We start from the raw sequence: 14,559 nt of genomic DNA on the forward strand, positions 1-14,559 counted from the left end.
TGTGTATTCACGTTTTCATACATTTACATTCTTTTAAAACCCTATTAAAAAACTACCGTGTATAGAGTATTATTGTTATTGGTTGTCGTTCTAATATTTTCATGTAGTAAGGACGATCCAGAAGAAATAGAAATCATTGAAGAAAATCCAAATGAAGAAATTATAAACTGTGAAAAAGAAGATTTCCTATCTGGCAGTTTTAATAAGGTATTTACCAATACACTAATCTCTGATCATTGTGATAATATCAAAAGAGAAAATCCTATACAAATTTTACAATATGATCAAGGTAATAATCGTATCAAAACAAATTATAAAGGCCTAGACCAATTGCGTAAAAAAGGTAGTGAAAATCAAAGTTGGTTTATGGTTCAGGGTAGTGAAGCGTCGACCATTGTTGAAATTCTTGATATAGACATTACTAATGGTTGGATTTCTTTGGGCACGACTTACTTAGGCAAACCAAACTATACGATCGGCGCTTCTATAGAGTTATTTAACCCTTTCGTTAATTATAGTATTATTAATAATCGTCCATTATTTGATCCCTACCCTACTTCGGTAAGTGAGGGTAATTTTAATTATATCCAACCCGGAGGGATTATAGAAAAATCAGACGGCTCTTACGTGTTACTAACTCCTGTCGTTTTTGGAGCTCATGATAAAAGAAGTATTTACTATGCTACCAGCACAAATTTAGAAGACTGGACATTCGAGAACAAAAAACTTCTGGGTACCGAAACTATTCCTTTTGCAAAAACAAGTGGTAATGTATTTTCTACAGACAATCCTTTAAAATTAGATGATGGAACATTTCTTGTACTATTAGGCGTTCAACAACCCAATGGAAATTATACATCTGCCTATATGATCATCGATGAAGATTTAACTATTATAAAACAACCAACTAAAATAATGATCTCAGGGTGGAATGGTCCTGAACAGAATAGTTTTCCATTAGCAATTACAAAACATAATGACTCTTATAGAATCCTGTTACACAGAAGGTTTCCTAATTTAATAGATAGAGAAGTTCATGAACTTATTGTCACAGACTTATTTGATGCGTTAAATAATGGAGGATCCATAGTTTCTTCAACAATGATTCAAAAAGGAAGTATTAGTAGTGGTTATTTAAGAGGGAAAGCAGATGATGCTACCTATATAAAGTTTAATAATGAATTATATATATTATTAGCTGGTGAAGAAAGATCTTCATCATACTTAACTTCAAATAACAGACAATATGGATTAATGAGTCTTGAGAAAGGTATATGGAAAAATGATCGACGTAGTCCTATATTGGTTAACCCAGTAAATTTGTATACAAAATACGCAACATATAATTGGGCATGGGATCATTTAGGAGCATTTATATCTCCAATACGGAAAAATGATGATTTATATATTTTTATGGCTTTTGGAACTGATAATCCTGATTATTTCATCTCCGGAATTAAAATTCCTTTATAAGAATAGCTATAATTAATAAGTACTATTAATTAAAAGCTAGAAACTAATTTATCGTACGAATAATGTCGTATTACAAATAATACCATACTAAAGATTGTATTTTAGTATTTCAATAGCAACAATAAGCACTATGACTTTTAAAGACGCTCTACATCATAAATTCTTAAGTACGTCTATCTATTTAATTATAGGCGTCGTTTCTTTAGGTTCTTGTCAAAGCACTAAGGTCAACAATATTGTCATTGATGAGCAAGCATTACTACAACACATAAAAGTCATTTCTCATGACTCACTTGAAGGTCGATTTTTTTCGACACCGGGAAATTACAAAGCCCAAAAATATATTAAGGAGCAATTTGCCTCTTTAAATATACCACCTGCATTTAACGACGGATATATTCAACAATTCCCACATACCTTAAGTGGCAAATCAAGGCAAAGAATATATCCCATTGCTAATGTAAAAGAAGATTATAGTAATGTCACAGATACTATTGTAAAAGGTGGTAATGTCGTGGCGATGCTTAAAGGCAGAACTAATAAAACCATCGTTATTACTGGGCATTTAGATCACTTAGGGATAAAAAATGGACAACTCTATAATGGTGCCGATGATGATGCCTCAGGAACCGCAGCGCTTTTTGCCATTGCTTCTTATTTTAAGACCAAACCCATCCAACATAATTTAGTTTTCGCCGCTGTAGATGCCGAAGAAATAGGCTCTCCTGGTTGCGCTTATTTATTAGATAATTTCCCCTTAGACATAAAAAATGTTGTACTAAATATCAATATGGATATGATCTCGCACAATGATTCCTCGCAATTATATGCATCTGGATTGTATCACTACCCACAATTACAAAAACCTCTAGATGAGATCGTTTCATCTATAGATCTATTATATGGTCACGACGATCCCAATAATAAAGATGTACAAGATTGGACTTATTCTTCTGATCATAGAGAGTTTCATGAAAGAAAAATCCCGTTTATTTATTTTGGCGTAGAAGATCACAAAGATTATCACCAACCCACAGACACCTTTGAGAACATTAACCCTAAGTTTTATATCGAAGCTGTAAAACTAATTATACAAGCAATAGAAGGGTATGATACGTTCTTAATTGATTAAAACATAGTATTTGAAATCACTATTTTTTAAAAAAATTAAGAAATCTATTTATCCATTATTTTCTTTCTATGGTTAACTCCCCACTCTCGCATCGCTGACAAAACTTCGTCTAATGATTTACCATAACAAGTTAAACTGTACTCAACCGTAACAGGAGAAGTATATAAAGTCTTCCTGTTTACAAGACCATTAGACTCTAAATCTTTTAGTTCTTTTGATAACATTCTGGGTGTAATCCCGGCCACTTGTCTTTCTAACTCTTTAAATCTATGAGTTTTAAAAGACAATGCCGTAAGAATTGGCAATTTCCATTTACCCCCAACAATATCAATTACATCTCTAACAGGGCGAATAAAAATTTTACATTCTTCTGGAGTAGAATGTTCTGTTTTGGTTTTTAAAATACTCATTCTAATTATAGGTTTAAGAATGAGGTCAAGGTATACAAAAGTATACTAGTATACCAAAGTATAGTTGTAAAAATTGCGCTACTTATTACCCTAGTTTCGCAATATTATTAATCTTCAAAACCTTACTACATGACAGCTGTCTATATTTATCTTACAAATGCACGTGTATCTAAGCAGTATTGATCAAAATTCTGAAAACAATGAAAAAAATTATCTTTTTAGGGATATTTTTATTCCTAAGCACAATTACCTATGCTCAAATTATCAACTTTACTGATGCTAATTTTAAGACTGCATTATTAAATCACAACCCAGTGATTGATACTAACGGGGACGGTGAAATTACGGTACAAGAAGCAGAGCTGGTGGCTTCTCTGCGCGTAACTGGATTAAATATTAGCAACTTAGATGGAATCGAATACTTTACAAGTATAACACGACTTTGGGCTTTTCGAAACAATTTAACAAGTCTGGATCTCGCTAATAATATTAAATTAAGAGATTTAAATGTTTCTTCTAACAAACTAAAAAACATAAACATATCTACAAATGTCGAATTGCGAGAATTAAACGTTGCTGTTAATGCATTAACAAACCTAAATGTAAGCAACAACATAAACTTATTAAACATTAATTGTAATTTTAATGAACTAATAAGTTTAGATGTCACTAAGAATAAAAGTATAGGAGCACTAAAATGCTCTATCAATAAAATAAAAATTCTTAACCTTTTAAATAATGGTCAACTCAGAGATTTATCTTGTTCAAATAATGAATTAACAAATTTAGATATTACTAAAAATCCGAATTTGACTCAGTTAATATGTTCAAGTAATCGATTAACTACTTTAGATCTTACAAATAATATTAATTTAAGTAATATTATTTGCTCAAACAATCAATTAACTACTTTAGCACTTACCAATACTGTTAACCCTTCGGGTCTTAACTGTTCTAATAATCAATTAAAAACCCTAGACATTAGCGCTAATCCCAATTTAGCGACTCTAAACTGTGATCGCAATCAGCTCACAAATCTAGATTTTTCGGCAAACACGATCTTAGCTAATCTTAATTGTAGTTTCAATACCTTAGAACGCTTGGACACAAGAAATTGTTCATTGATAACAATAAATTTTGGTAATAACCCAAATCTTACTACTGCCTTTTTAACGCAACAAAAATTCTTATCAAATCCAGAATTAAGATTATCTTTTCAAAACTGTCCTAGTCTAAATTTTATTTGTATCGATCAGGAATACATAACACCAGTAAATAATCTTTTAACCACTCCAGGGTATTTTTCTTCTGTAAATGTAAGTACTCAATGTGCGGAGGTTTTATATAATATTTCAGGAAGTATTAAATATGATTCAGATAATAATGGTTGTGATGCCAGTGATATAGGTTTTTCTAACTTAAAATTTGTATTGCAAAGTCCAACAGGATTTATAGAAACTTTCCCTAACAATTCAGGAGCATACAATACGCCTATTCATGATAATGGAGATTATTTTATGTTTCCTCTTTTTGAGAATCCAACCTATTTTAACATTGATCCAGCTCCATCGTTTCCACCTCTTCCTATAAGTTTTCCTAAAGATGGACCTAACCTTATTAAAGATTTTTGTATAACTCCTAATGGTATTCATAATGATATAGAGGTTAGCATTATCCCAGTTAGCGCAGGAACACCACCAGGATTTGATTCCGAATATTCAATTACCTATAAAAATAATGGAACCTCTATTCAATCAGGAAATATTACATTAGATTATATGCAAGATGTTTTGACACTAGTATCTTCTAATCCTACAGTAGTGAGTTCGACATCTAATAAGTTATCTTGGAGTTTTAGTAACCTAAGACCTTTAGAGTCTAGAGATATCAATATAGTATTCAATCTTAACAAACCCACGGATAACCCGGCCTTAAATAGTGGAGACGTACTTAGTTTTGAAGCTACAGCGACGGCTGGTATTGACGAAACACCTAATAATAATATTGCAGTGTTTAATCAAACCGTAGTAAACTCATATGACCCTAATGACAAAATTTGCCTAGAAGGTGATACAATAGAACCCAAAGATGTAGGGAGCTATTTGCATTACATGATTAGATTTGAAAATAAAGGGACCGCAAATGCTATTAATATTCGGATAGAAGATGTTATAGATGTCACCAAGTTAGATATCGAATCATTTATACCTTTACAAGCTAGTCATCCATATACTACACTAGTTAAAGATAAGAAGGAAATAGAATTTATTTTTAGTAATATCAACTTACCCTTTGATGATGCTAATAATGATGGATATGTATTGTTCAAGATAAGGACAAAAGACAACTTAGTAGAAGGAGATACCATTGATAATACAGCAGCTATTTTCTTTGATTTCAATTTTCCTATCATTACCGATGTAGAAACCGTTACTGTTAAAAAGAAGGTGGTAGCAGAACCATCGTTTACAGATTACTTTACATTATCGCCAAATCCTACTAAGGGGAATCTAACATTAACTCCTAAAGGAAATACAGACATTAACATTCAATTTATACTTATTATGGACATAGGTGGAAATCCAGTAGGTTACTTCCCTGGAACACTAAGAAACTTTAATGTTAGCTATTTATTTGCAAACAACTATTTTATGCAATTACATACTGATAAGGGGTTGTTGTCAACTCAATTTATTAAAATAAATTAAGGCTTATATTATGCAAACAATAAAAACCGCCTAACAATTGTTAGGCGGTTTTTATTGTTTTTTAAGAATGCCTTACCTGAGAACACCATCAAAAAAAACAGCTCAGTTTCAAAAAATGAAACTAATATGGTTTATACTTGTACCGTTAACAAACTTATATTGATTCGTATTAGTTACTTTTAGTGTCCTGATAAGTAATTAAAATTTTAATTACATCATAAATAAAACATCTCATGAGAAATATATTATTATTTTTTGCGCTAAGCTTGTTAGTGTTTAATTCTATTTTTTCTCAAACTCGACCTAATGTAACGCTTAAAAAATTCGAGAAAGACACCTCAGAAACGATAAAAAGTATTCACTTTGTAGACAATGAAAAAATTATTGTTTCAAGAACCTTTACAAACAACGGGTTTAAATCAAAGCTAGATTTAAATATCGAAGATTTTGGCATAACAAAACTAGCTGCAAAATATCTATCTAAAGAGCAGAAAGAAGCTGGTCGCTTTAATAAACATAGGTTTCTTTCAAAAGTAATCCTTACTAAAGAAAAGCTACCTTATGATACTAAGTTAGCTCATTTTTTTGCTAGTTGGAACAAAAGCTATTTAGAAAGGTTATCCAGAAAAAACAAAAATTCAAGAACCTTTTTACTAGAAGCTCTAAGAGTTTTAGAATCGAATGATTTAAACATTAAAAAGTCAATATTAGCAAACTTTTATTATGATTTAGCAAGAATTTCTTATGTTTTTAAAGATGATAATGGCATAATTAACTACTACCTAAAAGCAATTGAGCATATGCCAAATAGGGGATATTATTATGTTAATCTTGGAGGCAAATTAGTAAAACTTAAAGAATATGACTTAGCACTACCTTATCTTAATGCGGCCAAAACAATATATCCAGGAAATCACCCTTTTACTCATGTATCTTTGGCTATAATGGCTTATGGCAAAGGAGAATACAAAAAGGCCTTAGCATACGTAAATATTGCATTTACCAGAGAAAAGCATTTATATACTCATGGATCCAGAAAAGGAACACGCGACCTTAGTATTTATGCTTTAAGAGGAGGTATAAAATTAAAACTAGGATATATCGAAGAAGCCAAAAAGGACTTATTTGAAGCGCTAAGAATAAACTCCAAAAGCTCCTCTGCTCATAGATTTTTGGGTGAGGTTTATGGTATAAGCAATGATAAAAGTAAAGCTTGTGAATTCTTACAAAAAGCAGAACAACTTGGGTATCTTAAAATGAGCTTTTCTCAGGATGATTTATTTCCTTTGATAGATCAGTATTGTCACAATAAAATAGTTAAAGAAACAACAGAGATTGAACCTAAAATATATCCAATTCCTGCAAAGACAGAAGTGTTTATCAAGAATTTAGTTGATGACAACTATACATACGAAGTGTATAGCTATAACAACAAACTAATAACAGCCTCAAAATTAGAAAATAATAAAATTGATATTTCTTCACTAAAATCAGGACTCTATATTTTGAAAATCTTAAACGAAAATCGAGCTTTTGTATATCGTTTTGTTAAAGAACAATAGCTCTTTTTTATAAGAAGTGCTAAAAATCCGGCATCCTATAACTCTTTTACATCTGCAGCAGGAATCCAACCAATTTTACCATCGGCAAGTTTTATTTTTTTCCAATTATTTACAGTTTCAAGTACTTGTATTTTTGTCCCTTCATGCAATTCAAAAACTTCTTCACTTCTAAGGTTTGGTTCACTTTTTATCGTTGTCTGTTGTGCAAATACAACTCCAAATTGATTGTTTTTAATCGCATTGTATTGCCTAAATGCAAACAAAACACCTATCAAACCAATACACAAAACTAACCAAGAACCTATAAAAAACATTCGTTTTTTTGTAGATGTACGTGCCGTGTAATACAAGATAAAAAGAAGTACAAATGCTATAACAGAAAACACCGAGAACCAAGCCCAGCTATCAAAATCTAATGTATTGGTAAACGTATTAATAGTTCTAGAAATAACTCCTTCAGGAATTACATCTATAGCATCAATAGTTGCGTTTTGTGCAAACTTAAGATTGTTTTTAATATCTGTATCATTTGGTGCCAGTTCTAACGCCTTTTCATAGTAATATACGCTTGGCCCTATATTACTTAATTTATAATGTGCATTACCTAAATTATAATATAGTGATGCAGATTCTTTTCCTGCATCTATAATCGATTTGTAGGCATCAATTGCTTCTTGATATTTTTCTTGATTATATAATGAGTTTCCTCTTTGGAATGCTTCTTCATCCTGAGAAAAAACTGATGTAATCATCAAAAAAATAAGTAGTTCAACTATTCTTTTCACCGTTATACAATTTTATAATTGTTTATCTAGCGCTGCAATAACTCTAGATGCTTTATCGTAATCCTGTTGCATAGCAGAAGTTGACGAAGGCGTATATCTTGCAAATTCACAACTCTCTAACAAAGCAACAAATTCTATCATTACTGTATCTTCAACCTCTTGTTCTTTTAATAATCGTTGTATACGATCCTTACTCATATCGCTAGTCTGGATATTAAGTTTTGCTTTTAGGTAGTTATGCAAAGCTCGTTCCATGGCGATATAAAATTCCTTTTGATCTCCTAAATTCTTTTTTGCTTCAGAAAGGTACTTACGAGCAAGTTTGTCTGCTTTACGCACTCTATTCCCGCTTACATCATTTAATCGCTCTTCTCTTTTCTTCCCGAAGAATAAAAATAGTGGAATAGCTAGCAAAGGAGCGGTTAAAGACATCCAAAACCCAGTAGATTTAAAAAAGTGAGAGCGTTGTATTAACTGGAGGTTTGCATTAGATTTTAAAAATCTAAATTGGCTACCCGTTTGCGTTACTGCTTTTTTACCAGCACTTGATGGTGTTGATGATGCTACCGCATCTCCTCCATCCGGTCCTGTTTTAACATTAATTACAATTTCATCAGAAGTGATTCTTTTATAACTCTCTGTCTTAAGGTCAAAATATGAAAATGAAATTGAAGGTATTGGATATTTTCCTTTATACTGAGGAACCAGCGTATAATTATCTGATATATTTCCCCCCATACCACTAAGATTTGTTCGTACCCTCTCATTATGTTCTGGTTCATATTGTTCTAAACCAGTAGGTACACTAAGTTTTGGTAAATCAAATAATTTTAAGTTACCATTACCAGAAACTAAAACTTTGGCATCCAGAGATTCTGTTGCGTCGAGCTCTGTTTTGGTAGTTGTTACTTTAAAATCAAACGATCCTACAGCTCCAGAAAAATCGTCTGGTTTGCCTTGCTCTGGTAGTGATTTTACATTTATGGTTCTGTTACCTGCAGCTACAGTTTTATTAACCGTACTATAAAGTCTTCCTCCAAAAATATCCCTTCTCTTTGTTGGTACATCTACAGAAACCGTTAATGTGAGGGGTTCTATATTTAGTTTCCCTGTCTTTTGTGGATATAATACTGTTTTACGTAAGACTACAAATCGATATGGCTCACCATTATATTCGCCATTATCGATCTTTAACTGTTTCATATCAATTGCCTGACTCCAAAAATCACTATACGTTGGGCTATCTAATTCTCTCCAGTTGCTTACACTTATTCGCGGACTTACATACAGCTTATAGACTACCGTTATAGCTTCATTTAAATATGGGTTTGCTTTTGAAACCTCTGCAACAAGATGTAAGTTTTCGCTAGCTACAAAATCAGTGTTATTACCGTCTTTTGGCTTATCAACTGCTCCAGTTACATTAACAGTTACTGGTAACGTTTTATAGACTTGCCCTTTAATTTCTATTGTGGCCTGCTTGATTGTAAACCTTCCTCTTTTGGTAGGCTCTAAGAAATAACTAAATGTTTTGGCATAAGAACGTTTTCCATTAATCCATGAATTACTAATAGATTGATTAGGACCTCCTACAACAGTAAAACCCGAAAAAGAAGGTGGAGTAAAATTATCTCCATCCTGATTCATTTCAAAATCTACACGTAATCTTTCATTTACACCCAGTTTCTTTTTACTCACTTTTGCCTCAAATTTAACCTGTGCAAAAGTTAGCTGTACTGAAGCTAGAAAAATGGTTAGAAAAATTAATTTTAGTTTCATTTTTATTTCATTTAGACCTTTGGGGTTTTTAAAACCCCAAAGGTCTCTACGGTTAATTACCAGTCTTTTTCGGTCCTTGTTTTTGCACCTTTTACTTTTTTAGCATTCATCTTATCCTGCACCTTCTTTTCTTCATTATTCATAGCTTCTAATAAGCTTTTAACTTGCTGAGGAGATAACTGCCCTTGCACCTGTTGTGGTTTTTGATTTTCAGGCTTTCCTTTATCCTTTTCTTCTTCTCCTTTATCCTTTTGATCATCTTTAGGCTTACCATCTTCGTCTTTTTCTTTATCGCCTTCGTTCTTTTGATCCTCGTCTTTATCGCCTTTATCTTTTTGATCTTCTTTATTCTCTCCGTCTTCACCCTTCTTATCTTCTTTATCGTCGCCTTCTTTCTTATCCTTATTGTCTTCGTTCTGATCCTTATTATCTTTATTTTGATCTTTGTTATCCTGGTCCTGGTCGTTTTGCTGTTCTTGTTGCTCTAGCATTTTCTTAGCCAATGCCAAATTATAACGCGTTTCGTCATCTTTTGGATTGTTTCTAAGTGCATTTTTATACGCCTCTACGGCCTCTTTGTATTTTTTTTGTTCCATATAGGTATTCCCTTGATTATGAAATGCCTTATGCTTTTCAGCCTTGCTAGCCGTGGTTACTTTTGAAGCTTCTGTATATCGTATTGTAGCTTCATCATATTTTTCTGAATTATAATACGCATTGGCTAAGTTATATTTTGCAGTAGGGTCTACAGGATTTTTTGCAATTGCTTTTCTATATTCACCTTCTGCCTTAGGAAAATTACCTTCTTTTACCAACACATCGTTTCCTGTAGCTACAAACCGCTTTGCATCATTAGCTGCTTCTTCAAGAGTTTCTTCTTGAGAAAAGAGTATTCCAAATTGGAAACATAATATGAGTATTAAATAATGTCTCATTTATTAATAGTTATTGCTCATTAAACAGGTTTAGTTTCTTTAGCCAAGATGTTTTTCTTTCTAATAAGAAAATATCTAAAAACAATAGTATTAATCCAATTCCAAGAAACCACTGAAACTGGTCTTTGAAATCTGCAAATTGCTTGGCTTCGAATTCTTTCTTATCCATGTTTTGCAAGATTTCTGTCACTTCTTCTACTACTTTATTTGTACTTCTACCATCAATGTATGTGCCATTTGCTTCGTTGGCGATTTCCTGTAAAGTTGTCGTATTTAATTTTGTAATTACCGTCTCACCCTGACTATTTTTCTTGTAACTCTGTACAATTCCGTTACGTTTAATAGGTATCGGTCCACCTTTTTCTGATCCAACTCCTATGGTAAATATTTTAATTCCTTCTTTAGACGCTTCTTCTGCTATTGCTTTTACATTACCTTCATGATCTTCTCCATCACTTACTATAAACAATACCCTATTGGTTTGTTCTTCGTCGTTATAATATGTTTTGGCTAACTCGATTGCTTCATTTATTGCTGTTCCTTGAGAAGAAAGCATATCTGTATTCATGGATTGCAGAAACATTTTTCCAGAAGCATAATCGGTTGTAATGGGTAACTGCGGAAAAGCACTTGCGGCATAAGCAATAATCCCTATCCTATCACTAGCAAGGTTATTAATGATTTGCGTAATTAATTGCTTAGATTTCTCTAGCCTATTAGGAGCAATATCTTCTGCAAGCATACTTTTAGAAACATCGATAGCAAAAACCACATCGACCCCTTCACGTTTAACAGTTTCTAGTTTTGTTCCCACCTTAGGATTAACCAAAGCCAATACAAAGCATGCCAATGCTGCACCAATCACAATAATTTTTAAAATAGATTTAAAAACAGATTGATTTGGACTTAGTTTTTTAAGTAATGCTGCATCCGCAAATTTTTTCTGAGTTGTCTTTTTCCAAACCAAAACACCTAAAAACAATAGGATTAGTATTGGAATAGACAGTAACAACCAGAAATATATTTTTTCTTCTAATAAGTACATATTCTTTCTGAAAACATATTTTTTCAGACCTGAAAGGTTTTGAAAACCTTTTGGGTCTTATTATTCTATTATATAAAACTTCTAAATACTGTATATCGTAACAAAAACTCTATGAAGATTAACAATCCAGCCAATAGCACTAATGATCTGAATTTTTCTTCATAGTTATAAAACTTGAATTCTTCGATATCTGTCTTTTCTAATTTATCAATTTCTTGATAAATATCTTCTAATTTTTTGTTATTTGTAGCTCTAAAATATTTACCTCCTGTAGCCTTTGCGATTTCTTTAAGCAAATCTTCATCGATTTCTACTTTACCCATACCGTACTGAAAAGAGCCGTTGGGCAAAATAGCAACAGGAGTCAATGCCATACCATTGGTACCTAAACCAATAGTATATGTTTTGATACCATATTCTACTGCTAATTCTGAAGCAATTTTAGGATCAATAAAACCTGCATTATTTGATCCATCGGTAAGTAAAATAATTACTTTGCTTTTTGCCTTACTATCTTTAAGTCTATTTACCGAAGTAGCTAATCCCATTCCGATTGCAGTTCCATTTTCTAACACATTATCATACCGTACATCTTTCATGCTACTAAGTACTATAGACTTATCGCTAGTAATAGGTGTTTTTGTAAAACTTTCTCCTGCATAAACTACTAAACCAATACGATCATTTGGTCTATCTTTTATAAACTCTGCCGCAACATCTTTTAAAGCCTCTAGTCGATTTGGTTTAAGATCTTTTGCCAACATACTTGCAGAAATATCTATCGCCATTACGATATCAATCCCCTTTGTTGTTTTGGTCTTGGTGGAAACATCAACAGTTCTTGGTCTTGCCAAAGCCGTAATAATTAATGCCATTGCCAAAAGTCTTAATATAAACAACAGTGGTCTTAATTTAGTTAAGAGACTCCCTGAGACTTTAAATCCTTTTATGCTTGATATTTTAAGCTCGGCTTGTTGCTTGTTACGTTTCCATATAAACCAACCTATCGCCAATGGTAGTAGCAAAAACAACCAAAAAAACTGAGGATTTTCAAATGTAAAATTTTCAAACATGCTATTTGGCTTCTCTAAGTTCAACAGAATTGATAATGCGTTCGGCAACGTCTTTGGCATATCGATCTTCTATATCATATACCAGCGTTACTTGTTGAAATCCTCCATTTTCTGCAAAATTCAACATGAGATAATTACTTTTTTGTTTCTTTTTGGTTACTGGATTAACAACTTCTAAGCTTCCGTATACTTTTACTCCTTTTGCACCACCTAAGGTTTCGTACTCTTCATCTTTTACTGAAATATTTTTTGCGCCTTGAGACTCGAAAGTTGTTACAACACCGTCTACCACCTTATCCAACTCTACTTTTGTTTGTTGCTTATATTGCACGGTAGAGACTACGACATAAAAGTTTCCTAGCAAACTACCATACACAAACGTTTCGTTACCTTTTAAGATCTGCTTTTGCTCCTCACTCATCTGGTACACATTTCGAATCAAAACTTTAGGCGTCGAAATTGTAACTGGTGGCGCGCCATAAGCACTAGAAATCCATTCTGTCTCTGCTAACTCTTTTGTAGGGTGCCCTAACAAGGTATCTTTTACTAAGTCGTATCCTTTTATTGCAATAAAAATAAGTAGTGTAACTACGATAATTGAAAAACCTCCCAGACTTCCTAAAATGATATTTTTAGTACGTTTTCTTTGTGCTACCGTTTTTCTGTATTCTTCATCCGCAAGTAATTCTTCTTCTGTAGGCTCTGGAATAGCGCTTTTAGTTTCATTAATTACTTTTTCAATCACATTACGATCTGCCCTAGCCGTTAAAATATCTGGTTTAGATTTGGCAAATTTGGCCATATCAGCAGTCTTCAATACATTTTTAAGTTCTTCTATAGTTGCCTTATCTAATTGTAACGCTCCTGATTTTATCTCCTCATCCAGTCTAGCAATAAGCTCATCGGTAGTGCTTTCCATAGCATGGTCATACACTTCTTCATCTATATATTTACGAGCTGTATCACTTAGTTGAGAGTAGTATTCTTTATGTGAATCATCCTCTAACAAATGGGATTCATCTATGCGTTTAAGTGCTAACATTGCTTTCTCGTAAGGCGGAAGTTCGTCTTTTTTAGCATCTTTTCGTTTTTTTCTTCTAAAAAGTAAAAACGCTATTAATCCAATAATTAGTAATGGTGTTAAAATCCACCATATATATTTCTTCCAATTAAAAAAAGAAGCATCGACATCTGCCATTGGTTTGATCTCAAACATCTTTTGTTTGGTAGTGTCTACCAAAACGTCCCGCACCTCTACTTTTAGTGAATCTGTAAAGAATATTTGATCTCCAACCATTACCTTTTGTCTAGGAATCGTATAATGACCAGAATCAAATTGTGTAAGTGCATATTCTTTTGTTAATCCTAATTTATTACCATTCTTAGCGGTATCAATTTTATAGGATTCTATGACTTCTAGCGGAGTAAATGTTTTCCCCTCTGGAAAAACAACAATCTGGGTAGAATCTGCTTCTACTTTCATTTTGTATCGCAACTCATCTCCTATTCGTATCGAAGTAGAATCAATAGTGGCGGACACCTGTGCAGAAGCCCCATGACTCGCAAATGTAGCCAGTATAAGGATAATGATTATCCGTAGCGCATTTATCCGATGCAAACTTTGTCTATTTTTAATTGCTAATTCGTAATTCTTCAT

11 protein-coding genes are annotated in these 14,559 nt (G+C 32.7%); 4 read left to right on the forward strand and 7 right to left on the reverse strand.

Annotation, left to right across the window (positions count from 1 at the left end; genetic code table 11):
- Positions 1 to 57: 57 nt before the first annotated feature.
- Both D1816_RS15715 and D1816_RS15720 read left to right on the forward strand, forming a co-directional pair.
- Positions 58 to 1,473, forward strand: coding sequence for a hypothetical protein (locus tag D1816_RS15715; protein ID WP_118504043.1), 1,416 nt, complete (start codon positions 58 to 60; stop codon positions 1,471 to 1,473).
- A gap of 130 nt (positions 1,474 to 1,603) precedes the next feature.
- A complete protein-coding gene (locus D1816_RS15720) occupies positions 1,604 to 2,605 on the forward strand; it encodes a M28 family peptidase (RefSeq protein ID WP_118504044.1) in 1,002 nt (333 codons plus the stop codon).
- Positions 2,606 to 2,649: 44 nt separating this feature from the next.
- On the opposite strand, the gene D1816_RS15725 is transcribed toward D1816_RS15720, so the two are convergent.
- Positions 2,650 to 3,015, reverse strand: coding sequence for a helix-turn-helix domain-containing protein (locus D1816_RS15725; protein ID WP_118504045.1), 366 nt, complete (start codon positions 3,013 to 3,015; stop codon positions 2,650 to 2,652).
- Between the two features lie 200 nt (positions 3,016 to 3,215).
- Here D1816_RS15725 and D1816_RS15730 point away from each other — a divergent pair, with 200 nt between their 5' ends.
- Positions 3,216 to 5,723, forward strand: coding sequence for a leucine-rich repeat domain-containing protein (locus D1816_RS15730; protein WP_118504046.1), 2,508 nt, complete (start codon positions 3,216 to 3,218; stop codon positions 5,721 to 5,723).
- 233 nt (positions 5,724 to 5,956) lie between these two features.
- A complete protein-coding gene (locus D1816_RS15735; protein WP_118504047.1) occupies positions 5,957 to 7,285 on the forward strand; it encodes a T9SS type A sorting domain-containing protein in 1,329 nt (442 codons plus the stop codon).
- Positions 7,286 to 7,320: 35 nt separating this feature from the next.
- Here D1816_RS15735 and D1816_RS15740 read toward each other — a convergent pair whose 3' ends face one another.
- The 6 genes from D1816_RS15740 to D1816_RS15765 form a co-directional block, all read right to left on the reverse strand.
- Positions 7,321 to 8,070, reverse strand: coding sequence for a tetratricopeptide repeat protein (locus tag D1816_RS15740; RefSeq protein WP_233565239.1), 750 nt, complete (start codon positions 8,068 to 8,070; stop codon positions 7,321 to 7,323).
- A gap of 12 nt (positions 8,071 to 8,082) precedes the next feature.
- A complete protein-coding gene (locus D1816_RS15745; protein WP_118504049.1) occupies positions 8,083 to 9,849 on the reverse strand; it encodes a BatD family protein in 1,767 nt (588 codons plus the stop codon).
- Positions 9,850 to 9,905: 56 nt separating this feature from the next.
- Positions 9,906 to 10,784: a tetratricopeptide repeat protein gene (locus D1816_RS15750; RefSeq protein ID WP_066312104.1), complete on the reverse strand. Its 879-nt coding sequence runs from the start codon at positions 10,782 to 10,784 to the stop codon at positions 9,906 to 9,908.
- Positions 10,785 to 10,794: 10 nt separating this feature from the next.
- Positions 10,795 to 11,829 (reverse strand): VWA domain-containing protein, encoded by a 1,035-nt coding sequence (locus tag D1816_RS15755; protein ID WP_118504050.1) that lies wholly within the window; start codon positions 11,827 to 11,829, stop codon positions 10,795 to 10,797.
- Positions 11,830 to 11,897: 68 nt separating this feature from the next.
- Positions 11,898 to 12,902, reverse strand: a complete 1,005-nt coding sequence (locus D1816_RS15760) for a VWA domain-containing protein (RefSeq protein WP_066312114.1) — start codon at positions 12,900 to 12,902, stop codon at positions 11,898 to 11,900.
- 1 nt (position 12,903) lies between these two features.
- The gene (locus D1816_RS15765) at positions 12,904 to 14,559 is read right to left on the reverse strand and encodes a hypothetical protein (RefSeq protein ID WP_066312117.1); all 1,656 of its coding nucleotides are present in this window, start codon (positions 14,557 to 14,559) and stop codon (positions 12,904 to 12,906) included.

Origin of the sequence: Aquimarina sp. AD10 (assembly GCF_003443715.1) — a bacterium.
Classification (GTDB): Bacteria; Bacteroidota; Bacteroidia; order Flavobacteriales; family Flavobacteriaceae; genus Aquimarina; species Aquimarina aggregata.

Coding starts and splice junctions, on each gene's coding strand:
- D1816_RS15720 (WP_118504044.1), top strand. CDS start 1,604: ATGACTTTTAAAGACGCTCTACATCATAAATTCTTAAGTACGTCTATC.
- D1816_RS15725 (WP_118504045.1), bottom strand. CDS start 3,015: ATGAGTATTTTAAAAACCAAAACAGAACATTCTACTCCAGAAGAATGT.
- D1816_RS15730 (WP_118504046.1), top strand. CDS start 3,216: ATGAAAAAAATTATCTTTTTAGGGATATTTTTATTCCTAAGCACAATT.
- D1816_RS15735 (WP_118504047.1), top strand. CDS start 5,957: ATGAGAAATATATTATTATTTTTTGCGCTAAGCTTGTTAGTGTTTAAT.
- D1816_RS15745 (WP_118504049.1), bottom strand. CDS start 9,849: ATGAAACTAAAATTAATTTTTCTAACCATTTTTCTAGCTTCAGTACAG.
- D1816_RS15750 (WP_066312104.1), bottom strand. CDS start 10,784: ATGAGACATTATTTAATACTCATATTATGTTTCCAATTTGGAATACTC.
- D1816_RS15755 (WP_118504050.1), bottom strand. CDS start 11,829: ATGTACTTATTAGAAGAAAAAATATATTTCTGGTTGTTACTGTCTATT.
- D1816_RS15760 (WP_066312114.1), bottom strand. CDS start 12,902: ATGTTTGAAAATTTTACATTTGAAAATCCTCAGTTTTTTTGGTTGTTT.
- D1816_RS15765 (WP_066312117.1), bottom strand. CDS start 14,559: ATGAAGAATTACGAATTAGCAATTAAAAATAGACAAAGTTTGCATCGG.